Genomic DNA, 24,415 nt, shown 5'->3' on the forward strand with positions numbered 1-24,415 from the left:
TATAAAAGGTGCCTATTTAGGCACCTTGTGGGGTCAGAAATTAACTTGAAGCGGATTTTACACCTTGTTCCAAAGCGTCAATCATCTCTTGTTTTTCTTCTTCACTAGACTGATTCCAAATTAGTTCAAAAAGAACTCCAAGACCAGGAAGCATTTTTTCCTCACCGTTAACGGCATCTACAATGGTTGCCTCTAACTGAGATTGATCATTTTCTGAGATATTTGATAAAATTGCTTTTCTTAAATTTAAATCCACAACTAACACTCCTTTTTTAATTTTAACTATAGATAGTTTGACCAGTTCATATGGAAATATGTATGATAGTACAAGATAAGATGGATGGGAATGATTTTTGCATGATTACTTCTGTACAAAACGATAAAGTGAAAAATTGGAAAAAACTTCAAAGAAGAAAAGAGCGAAAAAATACAGGGACCTTCTTAATCGAAGGATATCATCTGGTGGAAGAAGCATGGAAAAGTGAATGGACAATTCGAGAAATTATTGTTCAACAAGATGTTTCAGTACCGGCATGGTGTGAAAACTACCAAGTGACGGTGGTTGGCGAGAATGTCTTTCAATATATATCTGAAACAAAGACACCTCAAGGAATTGCTGCCATTGTGTCATTTAAGGAACAACCAGCCTCTATAGGGAATTTCGTATTATTAATTGATGCTATTCAAGACCCTGGTAATTTAGGAACTATCATTCGAACAGCTGATGCTGCAGGATTTGATGCTATTATTTTAGGTAATGGTACGGTTGATGTATTTAATGATAAGGTTATACGTGCTACACAGGGCTCTATTTTTCACATCCCTATTTTTCAAGAAAATTTGGAGGAGCGGATCTCCATTCTACAACAAGAAGGTTTTTCTATCTGGGCGACAGCACTAACAAATGCAAAACCATATCATACGATAGAAAAACCAGAAAAAGTTGCACTAGTATTAGGTAATGAAGGAGCAGGAATAAAGGAAGACATCATAAGGCAAGCAGATACCATCGTAAACATTCCAATTTATGGAGAAGCTGAATCATTGAATGTTAGTGTAGCGGCAGGTATACTTATGTATCATGTAAAATGTTAACCTTGCAAAATGTTGTCATTTTAACTATAATCAAGTTTAGATTTCATATTGAAAAGCTGTGAAAGAGCATATTAACAATATAGAGGAGCGGTAAAGGGAAGAAATGCCCTAGACTGTAAGCATTTCTACCGTGACAATTGTTAATTTTCACTCTGGAGCTGACACTTGGACCTTGATGATCAAGTAAAGGTGTTCCGGATTTATCCGTTATTTAATTAAGGTGGGCACAATAGGTGTCAACAAGGGTGGTACCGCGACGAAAGCTTCGTCCCTTTATTTTGGGGATGTAGGCTTTTTTTTGTGGGAAAATCTAATATTATTAGTCATTGGAGGTAATTTGTATGAAGGAACAATTGGAGTTACTGGAAAAAGAGGCAATTGAGAAAATTGAACAAACTGCAGATATAAAAGAACTTCAGTCCATCAAAGTAGCTTATTTAGGAAAAAAAGGATCGCTAACGGGTGTACTTAGAGGAATGGGAAAGCTTTCTAAAGAAGAGCGTCCGGTAATTGGTGAACTTGCCAACAGTGTGAGGGAAGCAATCACAACGGCGATTGAACAGAAGAATGAGGGGCTTGAACATGCTGCACTTGAAGAAAAACTAACGGATGAGGCTATTGATGTGACCTTACCTGGAAGACCGGTCCATGCTGGTGGTCCACATCTGTTGACTAAAATTGTTGAAGAGATTGAAGACTTATTCATTGGTATGGGATTTGAAGTAAGAGAGGGACCTGAAGTAGAAACAGATTATTTCAATTTTGAGGCATTGAACTTGCCGAAAGATCATCCAGCGAGAGATATGCAAGATACGTTTTATTTAACTAATGAATTATTGCTTCGTACACATACTTCACCAGTACAGGCGCGTACGATGCAAGCGTATGAAGATTCGAAAAGTGTGAAGATGATTTGCCCAGGTAAAGTATATCGTCGTGATACGGATGATGCGACACATTCTCATCAATTTACCCAAATCGAAGGATTGTATGTAGATAAACATGTTAAAATGAGTGACTTAAAAGGGATTTTAGATACATTTGCTAAAAAACTTTTCGGTGAGGATCGTGAAATTCGCTTACGTCCTAGCTTCTTCCCTTTCACAGAGCCGTCTGTTGAAATGGATATCTCATGTAAAGTTTGCAATGGTGAAGGATGTTCGGTTTGTAAAGGAACCGGTTGGATTGAAATACTTGGTGCAGGAATGGTACATCCAAATGTACTGTCGATGGCAGGTTATGACCCGAAAGTATATTCCGGATTTGCATTTGGTATGGGACCGGAACGAATTGCGATGCTTAAATATGGTATTAATGATATTCGTCAGTTCTACACAAATGATATACGTTTCTTAAAACAATTTCATAATGCTTAGGGAGGTAAAATAATGTTAGTTTCATTAAATTGGTTAAAAAATTATGTGGATATAGAAGGCATTAGCCCAGAAGAACTGGCTGAGAAAATTACAAAGACAGGTATTGAAGTTGATGGTATTGAATATATAGCTGAAAAAAGCAGTAGTGTTGTTGTTGGGTACGTAGCGTCATGTGAAAAACATCCAAATGCAGACAAGTTAAATCTGTGCCAAGTAGATGTTGGAGATGAAACATTACAAATTATATGTGGTGCACCAAATATTGCTCAAGGTCAGAAGGTCGCTGTTGCCAAACCAGGTGCTGTACTGCCAGGTAATTTTAAAATTAAAAAGGTCAAGTTACGCGGTGTTGAATCTAATGGAATGATCTGCTCATTACAGGAGCTTGGAATTGAAGAAAAATACGTACCTAAGGATATAGCAGAAGGAATTTTTGTTTTCCCTAATGATGTTACAGTTGGAGAAAGCGTGGAACCATTATTAAATTTAAATGATGCCGTATTAGAATTTGATTTGACTCCTAATCGAGCAGATTGCTTAAGTATGCTAGGAGTAGCATATGAAGTTGCAGCTATATTAGATCAAGATGTAAAATTACCAGATGAAACGGTAGAAACAAAAGATGAAAGTGCAGCGGACTATGTGTCTGTTGAGGTGGAGGATGCTGAGCTAAATCCGTATTATGGTGCCATTGTAATCAAGGATATTGAAGTGAAAGCTTCTCCACTTTGGATGCGTAATTATTTAATGGCGGCAGGAATTCGTCCTATTAATAATGTTGTTGATATAACAAATTATGTATTACTCGAGTATGGACAGCCATTACATGCGTTTGATTACGATCGATTAAAATCAAATAAAATTGTGGTACGTCGAGCAAAAAATGATGAAAAAATTGTAACATTAGATGATGTAGAGAGAAGTTTAACAGAAGATAACCTCGTTATTACGAATGGTACAGAACCTGTTGCAGTCGCTGGTGTTATGGGTGGTGCCAATTCGGAAGTAACTGATGAAACATCAACTGTATTGCTAGAAGCAGCTTATTTTGATTCGAAATCTGTTAGAAAAACAGTGAAACAAACTGGGTTACGTAGTGAAGCAAGTACGAGATATGAAAAAGGAATCGATCCAAATCGAGTAATTGGTGCTGGAGTACGCGCTGCTAAATTATTACAACAATATGCAGGTGGCAACGTATTAAGTGGAGTGGTAGAATTTGATAATTTAGACCGTGATGAAAAAGTAGTATCAATGGATGCTGATGAGATTAATAAACGATTAGGTACAGTGATCTCTACTGATGAGATGGCGCATATATTAAATAAGCTTCGATTTGAATTTGTACAGGATCAAAACCTTTTTACAATTAATGTCCCAACTCGTAGAGGCGATGTAACAATTTTTGAGGATATGCTAGAAGAAGTTGCTAGAATTTATGGTTACGATAACTTACCATTTACACTACCAACAGGTTCCTCACAAGCAGGTGGCCTAACGGAACGGCAGCGTTTAAAGCGAGATGTGAAAAGCTTCTTGCAAGGTGTTGGATTAATGGAAACAACAACGTATTCTTTAACAAATGATAAGCATATCCATACCCTGGTTAGTCCTGAAGTAAAAGAAATGAATCCAGAGCCAATTTCACTTGCCATGCCAATGAGTGAAGACCACAAATATTTACGTTTAAGTATTTTACCGGAGTTGTTACAAACAGTTGCTTACAATCGTGCACGAAATCAAGATACTGTAGCCTATTACGAAATGGGTTCTGTATTTTTAACAAAGGAAAAAGAATTAACAGAACAACCTAACGAACAACTACGCCTTTCTGGAGCATTGACTGGTAGATGGATAGAGCATCCATGGCAGCAAGAAGTTAGACCGGTTGATTTCTTTGTTGTAAAAGGAATTATGGAAGAGCTCTTCCATAAGTTGCAAATCCAAGTTGATTTTGATCAAGCGATCATTCCAGATATGCATCCAGGTAGATGTGCGACGATGTCTGTTAACGGGCAAGTAATAGGCTTTCTTGGACAATTACATCCTGCGCTGGAGAAGAAAATGGACCTGAAAGAGACCTATGTATTTGATATGAATATGGATTATGTATTTAATACGCATGAAAATATTCCAACGTATAATCAAATACCAAAATATCCTTCGATTACCCGGGACATCGCTTTTATTTTGGATGAAGATATAAAAGCTGGGGATGTAAAAGAAATTATTGAATCAACAGGTGCTCCACTTGTTAAACAAGTACAAATCTTTGATGTGTATAAAGGGGAGAACTTGCCTGAAGGGAAGAAATCGGTAGCATATAACCTTTTATATCAAAATCCGGAAAAAACATTAAAGGATGACGAAGTAGAAGAATCCTTCCAGAAGGTAATTCAAACTGTAAATGAAATATTTAATTCATATGTAAGATCGTAATGAAAAACATCTGGTATGAAAAATCATACCAGATGTTTTTTTGTTTGATATGTTTTTTTGGGGCAGCTTGTGGTTCTCTTATTGCCCTTTAATCGGATCATATTCTCAAAATCCAACAATTTGTCTATCCAGAAAACAAATTGTTTCCCAATCTTTAAAGAGCAGTTTTCATTCATCTACAAATATGCTCTCGCTTTTTTGGTGTTTGCAAAATGCAATTTAGCATAGTTGTTTAAAACTGCCTCCCCTTTGTCCTTGATGATTTTAGCGATGGTTTGGTCAACTGCTTTTGATGCGCCCTTTTTCAATGGAATGCCTATCATCTCGGAGAGCCTATCCATTTCTTTAACAAAGCTTGCTCTAGCTATAATGGATCCTGCGGCTACTGCAATAGAATAGCTTTCTGCTTTTGTCATGAAATAGGTATTATCGTGTAAGTTCTGTTTTTCGGAAGCGATATGTCTTTTGTATACATGTGGTTCACAAAACTGATCGATCAATATTCCTTTTACAGGGCTTTCATCAATCTTTTGCAATAAATTCGTAATTGCATGATGATGTAACATTGCTTTCATTTTACCTTGTGTCCAACCTCTATCTTGTAGTGTATTGTATTTTTTATTATGTAGTATTAGCAATGAATATGGTATGTTTAATTTCACAATCTCTTTTGAAAGCTCCATTATTGTAGCATCTGTTAGATTTTTAGAATCCTTTACACCAATTTGTTTTAGTATCGGAATATTTTCAGATGTTACAAATGCACTAGCAACTGTTATCGGACCAAAATAATCACCTGTTCCAGCTTCATCAGATCCAATGTGTGAGTTCGTAAACAGTGACTGAGGGGGTGAGTAGGTATGTGATGCTGATGAAGTCGCCTTTTTTTGCTGTGTGGATTTCTGATTTGTCCACTTCATTGCTTCCGTTTCAGGAGAGCTTCCCTGAAATAATACTTTTCCAGATTTATAAGCGGTAATAACGGCATTTTCTGTTTTGGCACGAAAAATAGCCCCTTGTGGTACATTCGATAACGAATTATGATAGTATTGTTTCATAGCTTCTATTGTTTTTATTGGTAAAACATAAACATTTTGTGGCATCGTTTCTCTCCAATCACATTTCTCTATCTTGACTATAGCAAACTAAATCAAATAAATGAAATGTTTAAATTTTGAATAAGAATAGTTTCCTTAATGCGTGTCTTCGTGTTAAGATGAAGTGAAGAATTTTTATGGGAGGCTATTTGCGTGACCCAGAACGATAAAACCCGTTTAACTGTTGAAATACATAATAAATCATATACAATTGTTGGAACTGAATCAGCAAGCCATGTACGTATGGTAGCAAGTTTAGTCGATCAAAAAATGCAAGATATACAGGAAAAGAACCCTCAGCTAGATACAGCTAGTCTTGCTGTTCTTACGGCTGTTAACTCGATGAATGACTACTTAAAATTAAAAGAGGACTATGCTACATTACTGGGGTCATTAAAAAAGAAAGAGGAATAAAAAGGCATGATAGATTTAATACTACTTATACTTTTATTTTTTGGGTTTTTAATAGGTTTAAAAAGGGGCTTAATATTACAAGCAGTACATTTAATAGGCTTCATCATTTCATTTATAGTTGCTGCTACATATTATGACGAATTGGCGACCCAATTAGCACTTTGGATTCCATATCCAGAATTACCAGACGATAGTTTATGGGGAGATTTTATACAAGCGTTGCCATTGGAAAATGCATTTTATAATGCTATTTCCTTTGCGATAATCTTTTTCGCTGTTAAGATCTTATTACAAATCATTGCTTCCATGTTAGACTTTGTGGCTTCATTGCCTATATTAAATTCTATTAATAAGTTGTTAGGTGCTATATTAGGATTTTTAGAGATTTACCTCATATTATTTATTGTTTTATATATTTTAGCTTTAACACCATTATCAGGATTACAAGAGTGGATAAATGACTCATCTATAGCAATGTACATTGTTGAAAAAACACCATACTTATCAGAAAAGATTAAGTCATTGTGGTCAATGGGATCTTATATTTAAAGAAGAATAATACGGAGACTAATTCAAAATATTATGGATATCGTTGTATGGTCATGTACAATAAGAATATCCTAAGATGAGTTAGTCTCTTTGTATGTCATGATATTATTTCAAGCAGGTGAGTAAGGATGTTAGTAAACAAAAAAGATGTTATTAAGCTACTGGAAAAAATAGCAGTTTATTTGGAGTTGAAAGGGGAAAACCCTTTTAAGATTTCTGCCTATCGGAAAGCTGCACAAGCACTAGAACGAGATGACAGATCGCTATCAGATATAGATGATTTTACGAAAATGAATGGAATTGGAAAAGGAACCAGTGCTGTGATTGAGGAGTATGTAAAAACGAATCATTCCGATACGTTACAGCAATTAGAAGAGGAAGTACCAAAAGGTTTAGTACCCTTATTAAATATTCCTGGCCTTGGTGGAAAAAAACTAGCAAAACTGTATCAAGAGTTAGAGGTTGTAGATGCAGAATCTTTAAAAGAAGTATTAAAAAACGGAAAAGTAGAGGCTTTAGCAGGTTTCGGTAAGAAATCCGCTGAAAAAATACTAGCCTCTTTGGAAGAAGCTGGATCACGTCCTGAGCGTCTACCTATTGCTATGATGTTACCTATAGCAGAAAGGGTTGAGAGTTTTCTTCATAACATCCCAGAAATTAAACGATTCTCAAGAGCAGGTAGTTTACGAAGAATGAGGGAAACAATAAAGGACATAGATTATATTATCGCAACAGATCAGCCACAAATAGTCCGAGAATCGTTATTACAGATTAACGACCTAAAAGATGTGATTGCTAAGGGGGATACAAAGGTTTCCGTAACGTTAGAGGATGTATACGATATAAACATCGATTTTAGACTTGTTACGGAGAAAGAGTTTGTAACAACACTGCATCACTTTACCGGTTCTAAGGATCATAATGTTGCGATGAGGCAGTTGGCGAAGTCCCGTGGTGAAAAAATAAATGAATATGGAATTGAAATCGAAGAAACGGACGAATTGATTACATTTCAAACAGAAGCAGAATTTTTTAATCACTTTGGCTTGAACTTTATTCCACCTGAAGTGAGAGAAAACAGTGGCGAGGTAGAGGCATTTAATAATGATGTGCCCTTACTAGAATTGAGTGATATACGTGGTGATTTGCATATGCATACAACCTGGAGTGATGGTGCCCAGTCATTGGAAGAAATGGTGCGAAAAGCAAGAGAAAAAGGGTATACGTATATGGCAATCACCGATCATTCGAAATTTTTAAGAGTTGCAAATGGATTAAGTGAATCCAGATTAAGACAACAGCGGGAAGAAATTCATCGGTTAAATGAGCAGTATGAAGATATCCATATCTTTGCTGGGGTAGAAATGGATATTTTGCCTGATGGAAACCTTGATTTCACCAATGACTTTTTGCGTGAAATGGATTTTGTAATTGGTGCGATTCATTCAAGCTTTAATCAATCGGAAGAGCAAATAATGAATCGATTATTTGCCGCATTAGATAATCCATATGTATCACTTATAGCACATCCAACAGGAAGGTTGATTGGAAGACGAGATGGTTATAAGGTCAATGTTGAAAAGTTAATAGAACGTGCTAAGGAAACGGATACAGCATTAGAAATAAATGCAAATCCAAATCGCTTTGATTTATCTGCTGAATGGGTTCGAGTAGCTCAAGAAATTGGTGTGAAGTTAGCAATAAGTACAGATGCCCATAGTTACCCTATGCTTGATCATATGAAATATGGTGTGCATGTAGCTCGAAAAGGGTGGTCAAGGAAAGAAAACGTTATAAATACTTGGTCAATTGAGAAACTTATGAAGTACTTACAACGTAACAAGTAATAAAGAGTTTAGTTGAACAACTGGAAAAGGAGTAATCCTATGAATGAACGAATTCTCCGTGTTTTGGAATTTAACAAAGTTATTGAACGATTAATAAACCATGCTTCGACATCACTAGGTAAAGACCTAGCATCACAGGTAGTGCCATCAACCGCAATCGATACGGTCATTGAACTACAAAATGAAACAGATGAAGCAGTACAAATTTTACGATTAAATAATGCCATCCCACTCGGCGGAATTTACGATATTCGGGAGAGTTTAAAGCGAAGTGTAATTGGTGGAGTATTGAACTCGAATGAATGCCTGGATATAGCGAATACAATTTACGGTGGCAGGCAAGCAAAGAGCTTTGTTGAAAAGTTAGAAGAGGACTTGCCTATTTTAAAAGATTTAGTAGAGGGCATTACGCCATTACGTGAATTAGAAAGACAGATCAAAAGTTGTATTGATGATCATGGCCATATGATGGATAGTGCTTCTGTAAAACTTCGTAGTATTCGATCATCCATTCGTACGTATGAAAGTAGATTACGGGATAAGCTGGATAATTTTACGAAAACAAAAAGTAATATGTTATCTGATGCAATTATAACTATAAGGAATGATCGTTACGTACTTCCGGTAAAACAAGAATACCGTGGACAGATAGGTGGGATTGTTCATGATCAATCAGCCTCTGGCCAAACATTATTCATGGAACCGAAAGCAGTTGTTGACTTAAATAATCAATTACAAGAAGCGTCCATACAAGAGAAACAGGAAATAGATCGTATTTTAAAGGAATTAAGCGAAGAAGTTGCCAATCAAGAATCATTCTTAGCAATAAACGTATCTATTTTAGCAAAAGTTGATTTTATTTTTTCCAGAGCGAAGCTAGCACAAGAAATGAAAGCTTCGATGCCAAAGATGAACGATAATGGAATCATTAAAATGCAGCAAGCGCGTCATCCATTAATTCCAAAGGACGAAGTAGTCCCAAACGATGTTGAAATTGGGGAAGATTTTACAGCGATTGTCATCACTGGGCCGAACACAGGTGGGAAGACCGTTACATTAAAAATGATTGGACTTTGTACATTAATGGCTCAATCCGGACTACAGGTCCCTGCATTTGACGGCTGCGAACTAGCTGTATTTGATGATGTCTTTGCTGATATTGGTGATGAGCAGTCCATTGAACAAAACTTAAGTACTTTTTCTTCTCATATGACTAATATCGTGGACATATTAAGACATGTTAATGATAAGACATTAGTATTATTTGACGAATTGGGAGCAGGTACTGACCCACAAGAAGGCGCAGCATTAGCGATGGCTATTTTGGATGAAGTCATATCAAGAAATGCAAGAGTAGTTGCAACTACCCATTATCCTGAGTTGAAAGCATATGGCTTTAATCGAAAAAATGTTATCAACGCTTCCGTGGAATTTGATGTAGAAACGTTACAGCCTACGTACCGACTACTAATCGGCGTCCCAGGTCGAAGTAATGCATTTGATATATCAAGAAGGTTAGGGTTAAGTACAGAGGTTATTACCCATGCTAAAAGTCATATCGGTATTGATTCGAAAAGTGTAGAAAATATGATAGCCTCCTTAGAGAAATCGCAAATACAAGCCGAGAAAGACTATGAAGAGGCACATCAAGTGTTGCTTGAAAGCGAGAAGCTTCGATCCGAAATAGAAAAGGAATGGACACAGCTGGAAGAAAAACGAGAAGCAATTTTCGAAAAAGCTGAAGAGAAAGCAAATAAAGCACTTCAAAAAGCGCGCGAGGAAGCGGAAGCTATTGTTGAGGAAATCCGTAATATGAAAACAAATGCGGAGTTAAAGGAACATGAATGGATAGAAGCAAAAAAAATGCTTGAAGAGGCAAAGCCAAGTCTTCGTACAAAGCAGAAAAACGAAGCACAGCCAACTACGAATCAACAAGTAACACTATCTCCTGGAGACGAGATCAAACTATTGACCGTAAATCAAAGTGGTACGGTGTTGGAGAAGGTAAATGAAAAAGAATACTTAGTTCAAGTTGGCATAATGAAGGTAAAGGCAAAACGATCAGATTTACAAAAAGTTGGAAAGAAAAAAGAAACAATAGAGAAACCATTAGCAACCATTAAAGGCTCCAATTATCATGTAAAGACAGAATTGGATTTACGTGGGGAACGTTATGAAGACGCATTACTTCAATTGGAAAAATACATTGATGATGCGACACTGGCAGGTTATCCCAAGGTCTATATTATTCATGGGAAAGGAACCGGAGCGTTACGTAAAGGCGTTCAAGATTTTGTGAAAAGACACCCGAATATTGCATCACATCGACAAGGTTCAGCAGGAGAAGGTGGAAGTGGTGTTACAGTCATTGAATTTCGATAGTATTTCATGGGGAGGAATATAGTATGGATGTTTTTTGGGAAAACGTAATTGTCGAGACTGCTGCAAGATATAGTGTTGTTATATTATGCACAATTGTCTTTTTAGCTGTTTTTGAACTTGTAACATCCTACAAAAACTGGGTGGAGATTAAAAAAGGAAATATCGCTGTTGCAATGGCAACAGGTGGAAAGATTTTTGGTATCGCCACGATTTTTCGCTATTCCATTGAGCATAATGATACCTTATTAACAAGCATTGGTTGGGGAGTAGTAGGTTTTGTTTTATTAATATTAGCCTATTTTATTTTTGAATTCTTGACACCAACGATCAAGGTCGATGAAGAGATTGGAAGCGGAAATATTGCCGTAGGATTTATTTCAATGACAATTTCAATTAGTTTAGCTTTTGTAATAGGAGCAAATATTGTGTAGGGAGAGAAAGCATTGGATACTTTGGAAGTTTTAGCAAAAATATTAGCGGTAGTTGCTGTCATATTTGTCATTGTTGGGGTCATTTACCTATTGTAAATAGTATTCCGTTAGTTCCTACAATCATTATATCGACCAGTTGATATCAAAAAAATGTAGAAAAAGTTAAATAAAATTTCAAAAAATATCAATTAGTCGGTATAATGTAATATAAATATAGTTATAAAGGAGGAATTGATGTGGAAGAAAAGTTATGGCATGCACAATATCCAAAAGAGATTCCAACTACCATTGATTACGACGCAAAAGCATTACATGTCTATTTGGAAGAGTCTGCAAATCTTTACGGAGAAAAGAAAGCGCTTTATTTTATGGGTAAAGAAATGTCATTTTCCGAAGTTAGTACACAAGCTAAGATTATGGCGAACTACTTTCAGCAACTTGGCATAAAAAAGGGTGATCGGGTTGCAATAATGCTTCCGAACTGTCCACAAGCAGTAATTAGTTATTATGGAGCATTAATGGCGGGAGCAATCGTAGTTCAAACAAACCCTTTATACACGGAAAGAGAGTTAGAATATCAATTAAATGACTCGGGTGCAACATTTATCGTATGTTTAGATATATTGGTACCACGTGTCAAAAATGTAAAGGAAGAAACACCGTTAAAACATATGATTGTTACTGGGATTAAGGACTATTTGCCATTCCCTAAAAACTTAATTTACCCATTCATCCAGAAAAAACAATATAATATTGTGGTTAAAGTGGAACATGGTGGAGATACCCATGTCTGGACAGCTATATTGGAAAAAACAACTCCAAATTATCAACAAGTGGATGTTGATCCAATAGAGGATTTGGCACTACTACAATACACCGGGGGTACGACAGGGTTTCCGAAGGGTGTTATGTTAACCCATTACAACCTAGTTTCAAATTGTCAAATGAGTGATGCTTGGTTATATAAAACCAAACAAGGAGAAGAAGTAGTTCTTGGAGTTTTACCTTTCTTTCATGTATATGGTATGACAACTGTAATGAATTTGTCGATTATGTCTGGACAGAAAATGATCTTAATGCCTAAATTTGATGCTGGTGATGTATTAAAGGTAATTCATAAACAAAAGCCAACTTTATTTCCCGGCGCACCTACCATTTATGTAGGGTTATTGAATCATCCTGACATAAAAAAATATGATTTATCTTCTATAGAAGCTTGTATTAGTGGTTCGGCACCTTTACCAGTTGAGGTACAGGAGCAGTTTGAAAAGGTAACAGGTGGAAGACTAGTTGAAGGTTATGGACTAACAGAATCCTCTCCTGTCACACATGCCAATTTTGTATGGGAAAAGCGGATTAATGGTAGTATTGGAATTCCATGGCCAGACACAGATGCTAAAATTCTAGACATGGAAACATTTGAAGAAGCTGAACAAGGAGAAGTCGGTGAGGTTGCTGTTAAAGGACCACAAATAATGCGTGGGTATTGGAATAACCAGGAGGAAACAGATAAAGTATTAAGAGATGGCTGGTTATTGACAGGTGATTTGGGATATATGGATGAAAATGGGTATTTTTATATTGTTGATCGCAAAAAAGATATGATTATTGCTGGCGGTTATAATATTTATCCTAGAGAAGTTGAAGAAGTATTATATGAGCATGAAGGTGTATTGGAAGTAGCGGTAGCAGGTATTCCAGATGCATATAGAGGAGAGACAGTGAAAGCATATGTTGTAGCAAAGAACGGATATACACTTTCAGAAGAGGTTCTAAATACATTTTGCAGAAAACATCTTGCATCGTACAAAGTACCAAGATTATATGAGTTTCGTGATGAATTACCAAAGACTGCAGTAGGAAAAATATTAAGAAGACAGTTAGTTGAAGGAGATAAAGAGAAACAATTGGAAGAAAGCACAACTAGTTGAGCTTCGGCTCTTTTTTAACCATTTTTAGGACAAGTTCGTTATTGACATCTCCAACATGAGAACTTATAATAAAACATGAATGAACATTCATTCATTTTATGTTTTGCTTGAAGGAGATTTCTATGAAGAAAAATAAACCGAAGTACAAATTAATTATTGATGCAGCTGTTGAAGTAATTGCAGAAAATGGCTATCATGCATCCCAAGTGTCAAAGATTGCAAAAAAAGCTGGTGTCGCTGATGGTACAATCTATTTATATTTTAAAAACAAAGAAGATATATTAGTATCTGTATTTGAGGAAAAAATGGGGCAGTTTATTGAACAAATTGCTACAGCAATCGATCAAAAGAGCAATGCAAATGAAAAATTATTGACCTTAATTGAGATGCATTTTAGTCAATTAGCAAAGGACCACCACTTAGCAATCGTGACACAGTTAGAATTAAGACAATCAAATATAGATTTGCGACTGCAAATTAATAAAGTACTTAAACCCTACTTAATGGTCATTGATAGTATTATAAATGAAGGAATTGAACAAAACATTTTCCGTGATGATTTGAATAAAAAGCTAGTCCGACAAATGATCTTTGGGACATTAGATGAAACAGTAACAAACTGGGTTATGAAAGAGGAAAAATATGAATTAGTTAGCCTAGCACCTTCTGTTCACGCATTAATTACGAACGGCCTCTCTACAAGATAAAAAATCTTTACAAGGGAGAGCTAATTAAGAGGGTGTGAAAATAGATATATTTTGTTAAAATACATATGAGGAGGGGTATAGTGGGAACATTAGCGTATGAATTACATGATCAAGTAGCTATATTAACTATTCAAAGTCCACCCGCTAACGCATTGTCTAGTAATCTATTACGAGATTTATCTGTAAAACTCGATGAGGTTGAGGCAGATCATACGGTAAAGGCAATCGTCATTAGAGGAGAAGGAAAGTTCTTCTCTGCAGGTGCAGATATTAAAGAGTTTACTTCATTTCAACATTCCTCTGATTATCAATCGTTATCAGAAGAGGGGCAAAAACTCTTTGATCGAATGGAAGGATTTTCTGTTCCGATCATAGCTGCAATACATGGTGCTGCTTTAGGTGGTGGATTAGAGCTAGCAATGGCTTGTCATATCCGATTAGTATCTGAAACTGCAAAGCTTGGTCTACCTGAATTAAATCTAGGAATTATTCCAGGATTTGCCGGAACGCAGCGATTACCAAGGTATGTTGGTTCCGCTAAGGCTTATGAATTAATCCTAAGTGGTGAGCCAATTACGGGTACCGAAGCACATGCTTTAGGGCTAGCTAATCATGCGGTTGCTGAAGATCGTGTTTTTGATGAAGCTATGAAACTAGCGACTAAAATAGCTGCAAAAAGCAAACCAACTATAAATCATATCATGCAATTAATACCATATGCGAAAACATCGCAATTTTCAAAAGGTGTTAAAGCAGAAGCAATCGCTTTTGGTGAGATATTTGGGTCAGAAGATGCAAAAGAGGGTGTAAAGGCCTTTATGGAAAAGCGGAAACCCAATTTCCAAGATAAATAGATAAATCTATTCTTCTATTATCATATTTTGAAAACGCTTAAAAAGGAGGAAGACCACATGAATATTTATGTGTTATTGAAAAAGACCTTTGATACAGAGGAGAAAATTACTGTAACAAATGGGCGAATTGAGGATGATAGTGCAGAATATATTATTAACCCTTACGACGAATATGCAGTTGAGGAAGCTATTAAGCAACGCGATGAGCATGGAGGGGAAGTTACTGTTATCACGATAGGTGATGAAGATTCAGAAAAGCAGTTACGCACAGCATTAGCAATGGGAGCAGATAAAGCTGTATTGATAAATACGGAAGATGATCTAGAAGATGGCGATCAATTTACTACTGCGAAAATACTAGAAGCATTTTTTGAAGATAAAGAAGTTGATTTGATACTAGCTGGAAATGTTGCTATTGATGAAGCAAGTGGCCAGGTTGGTCCTCGTTTAGCTGAGCTCCTTGATATTCCATATGTTACAACGATAACAAGCTTAGTTATCGAAGGAGACAATGTTAAAATCGACAAGGACGTTGAAGGTGATGTTGAAAAAGTTGAAACGAGCTTACCTGTCCTAGTAACTTGTCAGCAAGGACTGAATGATCCGAGATACCCATCTCTACCAGGAATTATGAAAGCAAAGAAGAAACCACTGGAAGAATTAGAGATCGATGATCTTGATCTAGATGAGGATGAATTAGAACCTAAAACGAAAACAATTGATATATTCTTACCACCTGAAAAAGAGGCTGGAAGAGTTTTAAGTGGAGAGGTTAACGAACAAGTTAAGGAACTTGTTTCATTGCTGAAAAACGAATCTAAAGTACTTTAATCTTGATGACAGAAGGGAGAAATTCTCATGAGCGATAAATTATTAGTAATTGGAGAAATGAGAGATGGTGTGTTACGTAATGTAACATTTGAAGCGATCGCCGCTGCTAAAAAAATAAAGCCTGAAGGCGAGATTGTTGGCTTGCTATGTGGAGAAGATAATCTAGAGAGCCAAGCACAAGAAATGATATATTACGGGGCAGAACGTGTTGTTACACTGAAAAATTCGGGATTGAAAACATATACATCTGATGGATACGGTCAAGCAGTATTATCAGTTATTAATGAAGAATCCCCTTATGGCATTATCATGGGTCATACTGCAGTCGGAAAAGATTTAACACCAAAACTTGCAGCAAAATTAGAATCTGGTTTAGTATCAGATGCTACTGATATAGACGTAGATGGTGATGAAGTGGTATTCACTAGACCAATATATTCAGGTAAAGCTTTTGAAAAGAAAACAATCGCTAGTGGACTTGTTTTTGCTACGATTCGTCCTAATAATATCCCTGCACTAGAACGTGATGACACTCGTTCTGGAGATATTCAAGCAAATGAAGTAGACATTACGGATTTACGTACTGTAATTAAAGATGTTGTTCGTAAAGCTTCAGAAGGTGTCGATCTGTCTGAAGCAAATGTGATTGTTGCTGGTGGTCGTGGAGTTAAAAGTGCTGACGGATTTAATCCACTCTATGAATTAGCAGATGTTTTAGGTGGGGCTGTTGGCGCTTCCCGTGGTGCATGTGATGCAGATTACTGTGATTACTCCTTACAAATTGGTCAAACGGGTAAGGTAGTTACACCAGATCTATATATTGCAGTAGGAATCTCAGGGGCAATCCAACATCTTGCTGGTATGTCTAATTCCAAAGTTATTGTTGCTATTAATAAAGATCCAGAAGCAAACATTTTTAATGTTGCTGATTATGGGATAGTTGGCGATCTATTCGAAGTAGTACCAATGCTGATTGAAGAAATCAAAAAAATTAAAGCATAGTTAATCAAGATCTAACCAATTGGTTAGATCTTTTTTCATAATGAATCTTAATTCGTAGATTACATAAACTGCGCCATAACTTTTGCGTAGATTTACTTTCACACTCTTATTCGATCGAGTGCTACAAAACTGCTCCGGCAGAATACTTCGCTTTCCGTGGGCACGGCCTCAGCCTCCTCAGAAGAAAACCACTTCTTCCGGGGTCTTCGGACACGTGCTGTTCCCACAGGACAAGGAAAGCTACGGCTAGTGGAAATTCTCTAATTATGGAATGGTGTTAGCCAATGATTTCAACACTTAGTGGAGCACTTCCCATGGTATAGAAAGTTATTTTAGGGAATACATGTTATGAAGGTCTCTATGCACTATTCTAGCGGAAGAAATACACGTAGACTCCTTGAAAAAGAAAACCACTTTTTCTGCGTGCGATGTGTCGCTGACGTAGCGTTCCTTGTCCTGCGGGAGGAAAGGCATCGGTGAGACCCCGCAGTGCGTAGCACGAGGAGGCTCACCAGCCGCCCGCGGAAAGCGAAGTGTATTTCTGGAGCGAGGTAAAGGCACCAACCAACATATTAAGTTAATGCACATTTTACATCAATAACGTACTTGCTGGCCACGAACAGTTTCAAATGAAGTTATTTTATGAAATAGCTAACATCATGTCCACTCTTATAGACCCATTGCAACTTTTAGATGCTTCTCTACCTTCTAGTTTTGCTTTGAGGTTTGATTCCTCAATGCAGAAGAACAAAGTAGCAATTTTAATTAGACCCTGGCGATCTCAGGTTCCGAAACTGGGTAAATGAGCCAACCTTACTGCCCTTTTTATATCAATAGTGAGAAACTATCCGAATAGATACTTAATTAATAACTGATAATAATTTTATGTTGAAGCAAACTATTAGTAAGCAACTATTAATGATGATATACTCGATTACGAGTACAGTAATGAGGAGGAATAAATATGGCAATTGTAAATGTAACTGATCAAAACTTCGCTAGTGAAACTGCCGAAGGATTGGTTTTAGCTGATTTTTGGGCGCCATGGTGCGGACCTTGTAAAATGATTGCTCCTGTTCTTGAAGAAATTGATGGCGAAATGTCTGATAAAGTTCAAATCGTTAAACTTGATGTTGATGAAAATCAAGAAACAGCAGGAAAATTTGGAGTTATGAGTATCCCAACGTTATTGTTATTTAAAGACGGAAATGTTGTGGAACAGGTTATTGGTTTCCAACCTAAAGAAGCACTTGTTGAATTAATCAATAAACATGCATAAATAATTTCATTAATTGAAGTATAGATTACAAAATCCCTTGTTACTGCTTATAACAAGGGATTATCTTTAGTTAATTTTTGTTAAGGGATGAAGTTGGAAATGAATCAAACAATTAAAGAAAAATTAGCAGTTCTTCCTGCGCAACCTGGCTGTTACTTAATGAAGGATAAACACAACACTGTTATTTATGTTGGTAAATCCAAGTTGTTAAAAAATAGAGTTAGATCTTATTTTACAGGAGCTAATGACCAAAAAACGCAGCGACTTGTACAAGAGATCCAAGACTTTGAATATATTATTACTTCTACGGAAATTGAAGCACTTATTTTAGAAATGAATTTAATAAAAAAATATGACCCAAAGTATAATGTTTTGTTAAAAGATGATAAATCCTATCCTTACTTGAAAATCACATCAGAAAGACATCCTCGATTATTGATAACACGTAAAGTTAAAAAAGATAAAGGAAAATATTTTGGTCCTTATCCAAATGTATATGCTGCAAGGGAAACGAAAAAGTTGCTTGATCGATTATACCCCCTTCGGAAATGTAATAACCCACCTGGACGGTATTGTCTTTATTATCATATGGGGCAATGCTTAGCGTGTAGGGAAGAGCCAGCTCCGCAAGCAGAATATGATCAGATCGTTCAAAGTATCAGTTCATTTTTACACGGTGGATTTAAGGAAATAAAAAAAGATATACAAACCAAAATGTATGAGGCAAGTGAAAACCTTCATTTCGAACGGGCAAAAGAATTACGTGACCAAATTCAACATATTGAAGTGGTTATGGAACAACAGAAAATGACTCTAAACGATAATGTGGATCGCGATGTTTTTGGCTACAGTTTTGATAAAGGCTGGATGTGTATTCAAGTATTTTTTATCCGTCAAGGTAAGTTAATAGAAAGAGATGTAGCGACTTTTCCGTTTTTCGATGATCCAGAAGATACATTTATAAGCTATATTGGTAGATTCTATTTACATCAAAATCATCCGAAACCAAAACAAATATTTGTCCCAATTGGAATTGAAACAGAGCTTTTAAAAGGACTATTAGATGTAGATGTTCATACCCCATTTCGAGGCAGGAAAAAAGAGTTAGTTGAGCTAGCAATGGAAAATGCAAATGTATTCTTGAAAGAAAAGTTTTCAATCATCGAACGCAATGAGGAACGTACGATTGTTGCCGTTGAAAAACTAGGTGACGCATTAAATATTGAAACCCCACATCGAATTGAAGCCTTTGATAACTCAAATATCCAGGGTACAGACCCAGTATCTGCGATGGTAGTATTTACTGATGGAAAACCCAATAAAAAGGAATATCGAAAGTATAAGATTAAAGATGTAGAAGGTCCAGATGATTATGAAACGATGCGCGAAGTAATTCGTCGACGTTACACACGTGTGTTAAAGGAGTCCCTTCCATTGCCTGATTTAATAGTTATTGATGGAGGAAAAGGGCAGATGAGTGCGGCATTAGATGTATTAGAAAATGAATTAGGGGTAGACATACCGTTGTGTGGTTTAGCGAAAGATGATAAACATAAAACAAGTGAACTTTTATACGGTAATCCGCCAACAGTTATTCCACTATCAAGGAAGTCGCAAGAATTTTACCTTGTACAACGAATTCAGGATGAGGTACACCGGTTTGCAATCTCTTTCCACCGACAATTACGAGGAAAAAGTTTATTTCAATCTGAATTGGACAAAATTCCGGGTGTTGGCGAAAAGCGTCGCAAACTATTATTAACGCACTTTAAATCCGTAAACGATATTAAGAAAGCGAAGCTGACAGACATAACTAAGTTAGGAGTTCCCCAGAATATTGCTGAGGAAATAATAATGCACTTAAATAAGGAAAGTAATTAAAATAGTAGTGCCTATATTTCTAAGAAGTTCACTTATCTTATTAATAATTAGTAAAAGTGCTCCATGTAATAACAGACAAAATCCCAGTGATTTTAGTCTGTTATTTTTCATTTGAGATAGCGATATTTAACAGGCTAGGCAAAGTTGATAATCAATTTATACACCAACAAAGATAGTTAGTAAGTAACTCATTAATCTGCTAAAAAATGGTAAACAAATCTTAGTTACAAGAAGTGGACGAAAGACTTAAACCTGGGTTATCTACAATAAAAATGTCCTTCATCGAGGCTATGAAGGACAAAATTTGGTCTAATTACAATAAAACCGTTCTGAATATTTATTTCTTACCAGCAACAGTGAACAACTTAATATTTTCAGTACCTCTTATTAACAACAATTCAACTTAATCAATAAATACAATCTTGAATTCAATTTGGTGGATTTTATGATTAATTTCTTCAATCCCTTCACAATCTTTACCTTTTAGGTGATAAATTGCTTCCGTGAGAAAACCTGTTTCCAATCGGAAATTTGCCTGTAATGGTGCTTGCAATCGTTGTACAACAGCATCAGAAAGTAGATGGAAAATTAATTCGTTTTTTTTCTCTTTAAATAATTCTAGTTTTCCCCAACCACATTTTTCAAAAAAGTATACAACATCTCCTAAAGATCCAATCTCAAATTTCCTTGCTAAATTTTTACCCATAAAATAAAGAAGCGTATCAGCTTCTGAACCTAGCACATCAGGTAAGCTTATGTAACGAAGTATGTCGTAACCTGCTCCTGCTGTATGTAATTGATCAAGAACAGTTAATGACAGTAATTCTTGTTTTTTTGACATCAGGCATTCCCTTTCTATAAAAAAAGTAAGCGATAAAAATAGTACTAATCATATTATCTATACAATTATACGATTGTGCAAGGGGATAATAAAAGTTCATGAATTTAAAATTCATGATGCCTTTCCTTGACGCTTATTGTAGATAGAAGTACAATAAATATGTTACAAATATGTACATTTTAAGAACAATCAAGAATACATTCTTATTGTCTGAAATGTTGCATTTTACTAAAAATCATAGATGAACTAAGGGGGGTAACACATGGCAGAACATCGTGAGTTTTTTTACAGAAGATTACACTCACTATTAGGCGTAATTCCAATCGGGATTTTCTTGATTCAGCATTTAGTGGTGAATCATTTTGCTGTGTATGGAGAAGAAAGTTTCAATAAAGCTGCATCTTTTATGCATGATCTTCCATTCAGGATTTTACTTGAAACTTTCATTATATTCCTACCAATATTATTCCATGCTATTCTAGGAGTTTACATTGTATTTACGGCTAAGAACAATGTGAAAAGGTATGGATTTTTCCGAAACTGGTTGTTTTACTTACAACGTTTTACCGGAATTGTAACATTAATATTCATTTCATGGCATGTATGGGAAACTCGAGTACAAATTGGATTAGGGAATGAAGATCTAGATTACAGTTTGATGGAAGGGATTTTAGCTAACCCTGTAATGTTCTGGTTCTACATTGTTGGTGTAATTTCGACAGTATTCCACTTTTCTAATGGATTATGGGGCTTCTTGGTTTCATGGGGATTCGCTCAGTCACCGAGATCTCAAAAAATCGTTACATATGCAACGCTTGTTGTATTCTTAGCAGTAAGTTACATCGGTGTTCGTTCGTTAATTAAATTTGCTTATGGAGTTTAAAGATTAAGGGAGTGAGTTATCAATATGAGTAATCGAAAAGTCGCTGTAGTTGGCGGAGGTTTAGCTGGACTTATGGCAACCATAAAAGCTGCTGAAGCTGGTGTAAGCGTTGACTTATTTTCAGTCGTTCCTGTTAAACGCTCTCACTCTGTATGTGCCCAAGGTGGTATTAATGGGGCTGTTAATACAAAAGGAGAAGGTGATTCTCCTATGATTCACTTTGATGATACGGTTTATGGTGGGGATTTCTTAGCAAACCAACCACCAGTAAAAGCAATGTGTGATGCTGCACCTAGTATTATTCATATGTTGGACCGTATGGGTGTAATGTTTAATCGTACGCCGGAAGGTCTCTTGGATTTTAGACGTTTTGGTGGTACACAACATCACCGCACTGCATATGCAGGTGCAACAACAGGACAGCAATTATTATATGCACTAGACGAACAGGTTCGTCGCTATGAAGTAGAAGGATTAGTAACAAAATATGAGAGTTGGGAATTTGTTGGGATCGTTACCGATGATGAAGGAGTCGGTAGAGGTATTGTTGCGCAGGATATTAAGACACATGAAATCAAGTCTTTCCCATCTGATGCGACAATTATGGCTACTGGTGGTCCTGGAATAATCTTTGGTAAGTCGACAAACTCCATGATCAATACTGGTTCTGCATCAAGTGCTTTATACCAGCACGGAGCAAAATATGCAAATGGTGAGTTCATCCAAATTCACCCAACAGCAATACCTGGAGACGATAAACTTCGTCTTATGAGTGAATCTGCTCGTGGTGAAGGTGGTCGCGTATGGACGTATAAAGATGGAGAGCCTTGGTATTTCTTAGAAGAAAAGTATCCAGCATACGGAAACCTTGTTCCACGTGATATTGCAACACGTGAAATATTTGATGTATGTGTTAATCAAAAGCTTGGAATTAACGGAGAGAATATGGTTTATCTCGATCTTTCCCATAAGGATCCAAAAGAATTAGACGTAAAACTTGGTGGTATCATTGAGATTTATGAAAAATTCGTTGGCGAAGATCCTCGTAAAGTTCCAATGAAAATCTTCCCGGCTGTCCACTATTCAATGGGTGGATTATGGGTTGATTATAATCAAATGACCAATATCCCTGGTATTTTCGCAGCAGGTGAATGTGATTATTCACAGCATGGTGGAAACCGTTTAGGTGCAAACTCATTACTTTCTGCAATCTACGGTGGTATGGTAGCTGGACCAAAAGCAATCGAATACATTGATGGTCTAGAGAAACATGTAGATGACCTTCCAGCTAGTATCTTTGATGATAGAGTGAAAGAAGAAGAGGAAAAATTCGAAGCAATGATGAAAATGGATGGTACGGAAAATGCGTATCAGCTTCATCAGGAGCTTGGTGAATGGATGACAGATAATGTTACTGTTGTTCGTGACAATAAAAAGCTATTAAAAACGGATGAGAAAATTCAAGAATTATTGGAGCGTTGGGAAAATATCAATGTAAATGATACTGCTCGTTGGAGCAATCATGGTGTCATGTTTACTCGTCAATTGAAAAACATGCTTCACCTAGCACGTGTCATTACGATTGGCGCATACAATCGTAATGAAAGTCGTGGTGCTCATTACAAACCGGAATTCCCTGAGCGTAATGATGAAGAATACCTAAAAACAACGATTGCTGAGTTTGATAAAGAAACGAAATCTCCTGTGTTCTCGTATGAGGAAGTAGATGTTTCCTTGATTAAACCTCGTAAACGTGACTACACGAAAAAAAGCGAAGGGAGTAAAAAATAATGGCTGAGAAACAGACAGTTACTTTTATTATAACTAGACAAGACAGCCCAGATTCTGCTCCTTATGAAGAAACATTTCATGTTCCTTATCGCAAAAACATGAATGTAATCTCTGGGTTGATGGAAATTCGTAAAAACCCAGTTAATGCAAAGGGAGACAACACAACTCCAGTACAATGGGATATGAACTGTTTGGAGGAAGTTTGTGGAGCTTGTTCGATGGTAATCAACGGAACAGCTAGACAATCATGTGCAGCTCTAGTAGATGAACTAGAGCAACCAATTAGGCTTGAGCCAATGGCAACTTTCCCAGTTGTACGTGATTTAATTATTGACCGTGAGCGTATGTTTGATGCACTTAAGCAAGTAAAAGCTTGGATTCCAATTGATGGCACGCATGATCTTGGGCCAGGTCCTCGTATGCCAGAGAAAAAACGCCAATGGGCATATGAATTATCCAAATGTATGACTTGTGGTGTTTGTTTAGAGGCTTGTCCAAATGTGAACGATAAATCTGAATTTATTGGTCCTGCTGCTATTTCTCAAGCACGCTTATTTAACTCTCACCCAACTGGTGAGATGAATAAGAGTGAGAGATTAGAAGGTTTAATGGAAGATGGAGGCATTGAAGGCTGTGGGAACGCACAAAACTGTGTTCAAGTATGTCCAAAAGGGATTCCTTTAACTACATCTATTGCAGCAATGAATAGAGCAACAAGCATTCAGTCTTTCAAAAACTTTTTTGGTAGCGATAACGCACACTAAAAGTAGATTGCGCAAGAAACA

General features: G+C 36.5%; 21 protein-coding genes and 1 other annotated feature. Of the genes, 18 read left to right on the forward strand and 3 right to left on the reverse strand.

The window, feature by feature from the left end:
• Window positions 1-40: 40 nt before the first annotated feature.
• Window positions 41-256 (reverse strand): small acid-soluble spore protein SspI, encoded by a 216-nt coding sequence (gene sspI / locus ACFSTA_RS11160; RefSeq protein ID WP_377556774.1) that lies wholly within the window; start codon window positions 254-256, stop codon window positions 41-43.
• Window positions 257-357: 101 nt separating this feature from the next.
• Between sspI and ACFSTA_RS11165 the strand changes: the two genes are divergently transcribed.
• The 3 genes from ACFSTA_RS11165 to pheT all read left to right on the forward strand — a co-directional run bounded on the left by ACFSTA_RS11165 (window position 358) and on the right by pheT (window position 4,910).
• A complete protein-coding gene (locus ACFSTA_RS11165) occupies window positions 358-1,095 on the forward strand; it encodes a TrmH family RNA methyltransferase (protein ID WP_377557371.1) in 738 nt (245 codons plus the stop codon).
• Between the two features lie 49 nt (window positions 1,096-1,144).
• Window positions 1,145-1,371, forward strand: a binding site (T-box leader).
• A 65-nt stretch (window positions 1,372-1,436) separates the two neighbouring features.
• Complete coding sequence (gene pheS / locus ACFSTA_RS11170; RefSeq protein ID WP_377556776.1) at window positions 1,437-2,471, forward strand: phenylalanine--tRNA ligase subunit alpha; 1,035 nt, start codon at window positions 1,437-1,439, stop codon at window positions 2,469-2,471.
• 12 nt (window positions 2,472-2,483) lie between these two features.
• Window positions 2,484-4,910, forward strand: coding sequence for a phenylalanine--tRNA ligase subunit beta (pheT, locus tag ACFSTA_RS11175; protein ID WP_377556777.1), 2,427 nt, complete (start codon window positions 2,484-2,486; stop codon window positions 4,908-4,910).
• 176 nt (window positions 4,911-5,086) lie between these two features.
• Here the strand turns inward: pheT and rnhC are convergent, their stop codons facing one another.
• Window positions 5,087-6,013, reverse strand: coding sequence for a ribonuclease HIII (gene rnhC / locus ACFSTA_RS11180; RefSeq protein ID WP_377556778.1), 927 nt, complete (start codon window positions 6,011-6,013; stop codon window positions 5,087-5,089).
• Between the two features lie 147 nt (window positions 6,014-6,160).
• Between rnhC and zapA the strand changes: the two genes are divergently transcribed.
• The 12 genes from zapA to uvrC all read left to right on the forward strand — a co-directional run bounded on the left by zapA (window position 6,161) and on the right by uvrC (window position 20,115).
• The gene (gene zapA, locus ACFSTA_RS11185; RefSeq protein WP_377556779.1) at window positions 6,161-6,421 is read left to right on the forward strand and encodes a cell division protein ZapA; all 261 of its coding nucleotides are present in this window, start codon (window positions 6,161-6,163) and stop codon (window positions 6,419-6,421) included.
• Between the two features lie 6 nt (window positions 6,422-6,427).
• Window positions 6,428-6,970 carry a CvpA family protein gene (locus tag ACFSTA_RS11190; RefSeq protein WP_377556780.1) on the forward strand — a complete coding sequence of 181 codons (543 nt, stop codon included), beginning with the start codon at window positions 6,428-6,430 and terminating at the stop codon, window positions 6,968-6,970.
• Window positions 6,971-7,098: 128 nt separating this feature from the next.
• Window positions 7,099-8,817: a DNA polymerase/3'-5' exonuclease PolX gene (gene polX / locus ACFSTA_RS11195; RefSeq protein WP_377556782.1), complete on the forward strand. Its 1,719-nt coding sequence runs from the start codon at window positions 7,099-7,101 to the stop codon at window positions 8,815-8,817.
• 39 nt (window positions 8,818-8,856) lie between these two features.
• Window positions 8,857-11,199: an endonuclease MutS2 gene (locus ACFSTA_RS11200; RefSeq protein WP_377556783.1), complete on the forward strand. Its 2,343-nt coding sequence runs from the start codon at window positions 8,857-8,859 to the stop codon at window positions 11,197-11,199.
• A gap of 23 nt (window positions 11,200-11,222) precedes the next feature.
• Window positions 11,223-11,630: a DUF350 domain-containing protein gene (locus ACFSTA_RS11205; protein ID WP_377556784.1), complete on the forward strand. Its 408-nt coding sequence runs from the start codon at window positions 11,223-11,225 to the stop codon at window positions 11,628-11,630.
• 230 nt (window positions 11,631-11,860) lie between these two features.
• A complete protein-coding gene (locus ACFSTA_RS11210; RefSeq protein ID WP_377557372.1) occupies window positions 11,861-13,561 on the forward strand; it encodes a long-chain-fatty-acid--CoA ligase in 1,701 nt (566 codons plus the stop codon).
• A gap of 122 nt (window positions 13,562-13,683) precedes the next feature.
• A complete protein-coding gene (locus ACFSTA_RS11215; protein ID WP_377556785.1) occupies window positions 13,684-14,268 on the forward strand; it encodes a TetR/AcrR family transcriptional regulator in 585 nt (194 codons plus the stop codon).
• A gap of 80 nt (window positions 14,269-14,348) precedes the next feature.
• Window positions 14,349-15,122, forward strand: coding sequence for an enoyl-CoA hydratase (locus ACFSTA_RS11220; protein ID WP_377556786.1), 774 nt, complete (start codon window positions 14,349-14,351; stop codon window positions 15,120-15,122).
• Between the two features lie 57 nt (window positions 15,123-15,179).
• On the forward strand, window positions 15,180-15,953 hold the full coding sequence (locus ACFSTA_RS11225) for an electron transfer flavoprotein subunit beta/FixA family protein (RefSeq protein ID WP_377556787.1): 774 nt from the start codon (window positions 15,180-15,182) through the stop codon (window positions 15,951-15,953).
• 27 nt (window positions 15,954-15,980) lie between these two features.
• The gene (locus tag ACFSTA_RS11230) at window positions 15,981-16,955 is read left to right on the forward strand and encodes an electron transfer flavoprotein subunit alpha/FixB family protein (RefSeq protein WP_377556788.1); all 975 of its coding nucleotides are present in this window, start codon (window positions 15,981-15,983) and stop codon (window positions 16,953-16,955) included.
• A 964-nt stretch (window positions 16,956-17,919) separates the two neighbouring features.
• The gene (gene trxA / locus ACFSTA_RS11235) at window positions 17,920-18,234 is read left to right on the forward strand and encodes a thioredoxin (RefSeq protein WP_377556789.1); all 315 of its coding nucleotides are present in this window, start codon (window positions 17,920-17,922) and stop codon (window positions 18,232-18,234) included.
• 99 nt (window positions 18,235-18,333) lie between these two features.
• Complete coding sequence (gene uvrC / locus ACFSTA_RS11240) at window positions 18,334-20,115, forward strand: excinuclease ABC subunit UvrC (RefSeq protein WP_377556790.1); 1,782 nt, start codon at window positions 18,334-18,336, stop codon at window positions 20,113-20,115.
• A 403-nt stretch (window positions 20,116-20,518) separates the two neighbouring features.
• Here the strand turns inward: uvrC and ACFSTA_RS11245 are convergent, their stop codons facing one another.
• Window positions 20,519-20,956 (reverse strand): DUF2507 domain-containing protein, encoded by a 438-nt coding sequence (locus ACFSTA_RS11245; protein ID WP_377556791.1) that lies wholly within the window; start codon window positions 20,954-20,956, stop codon window positions 20,519-20,521.
• 262 nt (window positions 20,957-21,218) lie between these two features.
• On the opposite strand from ACFSTA_RS11245, the gene ACFSTA_RS11250 reads away from it, so the two are divergent.
• From ACFSTA_RS11250 to sdhB, 3 genes are read left to right on the forward strand one after another with little or no spacing between them, the layout of a single operon-like run.
• On the forward strand, window positions 21,219-21,839 hold the full coding sequence (locus ACFSTA_RS11250; protein ID WP_377556792.1) for a succinate dehydrogenase cytochrome b558 subunit: 621 nt from the start codon (window positions 21,219-21,221) through the stop codon (window positions 21,837-21,839).
• Between the two features lie 24 nt (window positions 21,840-21,863).
• Window positions 21,864-23,630, forward strand: a complete 1,767-nt coding sequence (sdhA, locus tag ACFSTA_RS11255; protein WP_377556793.1) for a succinate dehydrogenase flavoprotein subunit — start codon at window positions 21,864-21,866, stop codon at window positions 23,628-23,630.
• The gene (gene sdhB, locus ACFSTA_RS11260) at window positions 23,630-24,394 is read left to right on the forward strand and encodes a succinate dehydrogenase iron-sulfur subunit (protein ID WP_377556794.1); all 765 of its coding nucleotides are present in this window, start codon (window positions 23,630-23,632) and stop codon (window positions 24,392-24,394) included. Before sdhA ends, sdhB begins: the two co-directional genes overlap by 1 nt.
• Window positions 24,395-24,415 lie beyond the last annotated feature (21 nt).

Source organism: Ornithinibacillus salinisoli (genome assembly GCF_042684965.1).
Classification (GTDB): domain Bacteria; phylum Bacillota; class Bacilli; order Bacillales; family Amphibacillaceae; genus Ornithinibacillus; species Ornithinibacillus salinisoli.

What these genes read in the sequence shown, in the direction of transcription:
- rnhC (WP_377556778.1), bottom strand. Translation starts at nt 6,013, where the DNA reads ATGCCACAAAATGTTTATGTTTTACCAATAAAAACAATAGAAGCTATG.
- ACFSTA_RS11165 (WP_377557371.1), top strand. Translation starts at nt 358, where the DNA reads ATGATTACTTCTGTACAAAACGATAAAGTGAAAAATTGGAAAAAACTT.
- ACFSTA_RS11245 (WP_377556791.1), bottom strand. Translation starts at nt 20,956, where the DNA reads ATGTCAAAAAAACAAGAATTACTGTCATTAACTGTTCTTGATCAATTA.
- ACFSTA_RS11200 (WP_377556783.1), top strand. Translation starts at nt 8,857, where the DNA reads ATGAATGAACGAATTCTCCGTGTTTTGGAATTTAACAAAGTTATTGAA.
- sdhB (WP_377556794.1), top strand. Translation starts at nt 23,630, where the DNA reads ATGGCTGAGAAACAGACAGTTACTTTTATTATAACTAGACAAGACAGC.
- pheT (WP_377556777.1), top strand. Translation starts at nt 2,484, where the DNA reads ATGTTAGTTTCATTAAATTGGTTAAAAAATTATGTGGATATAGAAGGC.
- uvrC (WP_377556790.1), top strand. Translation starts at nt 18,334, where the DNA reads ATGAATCAAACAATTAAAGAAAAATTAGCAGTTCTTCCTGCGCAACCT.
- polX (WP_377556782.1), top strand. Translation starts at nt 7,099, where the DNA reads ATGTTAGTAAACAAAAAAGATGTTATTAAGCTACTGGAAAAAATAGCA.
- sdhA (WP_377556793.1), top strand. Translation starts at nt 21,864, where the DNA reads ATGAGTAATCGAAAAGTCGCTGTAGTTGGCGGAGGTTTAGCTGGACTT.
- ACFSTA_RS11215 (WP_377556785.1), top strand. Translation starts at nt 13,684, where the DNA reads ATGAAGAAAAATAAACCGAAGTACAAATTAATTATTGATGCAGCTGTT.
- pheS (WP_377556776.1), top strand. Translation starts at nt 1,437, where the DNA reads ATGAAGGAACAATTGGAGTTACTGGAAAAAGAGGCAATTGAGAAAATT.
- ACFSTA_RS11205 (WP_377556784.1), top strand. Translation starts at nt 11,223, where the DNA reads ATGGATGTTTTTTGGGAAAACGTAATTGTCGAGACTGCTGCAAGATAT.
- ACFSTA_RS11230 (WP_377556788.1), top strand. Translation starts at nt 15,981, where the DNA reads ATGAGCGATAAATTATTAGTAATTGGAGAAATGAGAGATGGTGTGTTA.
- ACFSTA_RS11190 (WP_377556780.1), top strand. Translation starts at nt 6,428, where the DNA reads ATGATAGATTTAATACTACTTATACTTTTATTTTTTGGGTTTTTAATA.
- ACFSTA_RS11225 (WP_377556787.1), top strand. Translation starts at nt 15,180, where the DNA reads ATGAATATTTATGTGTTATTGAAAAAGACCTTTGATACAGAGGAGAAA.
- ACFSTA_RS11250 (WP_377556792.1), top strand. Translation starts at nt 21,219, where the DNA reads ATGGCAGAACATCGTGAGTTTTTTTACAGAAGATTACACTCACTATTA.
- trxA (WP_377556789.1), top strand. Translation starts at nt 17,920, where the DNA reads ATGGCAATTGTAAATGTAACTGATCAAAACTTCGCTAGTGAAACTGCC.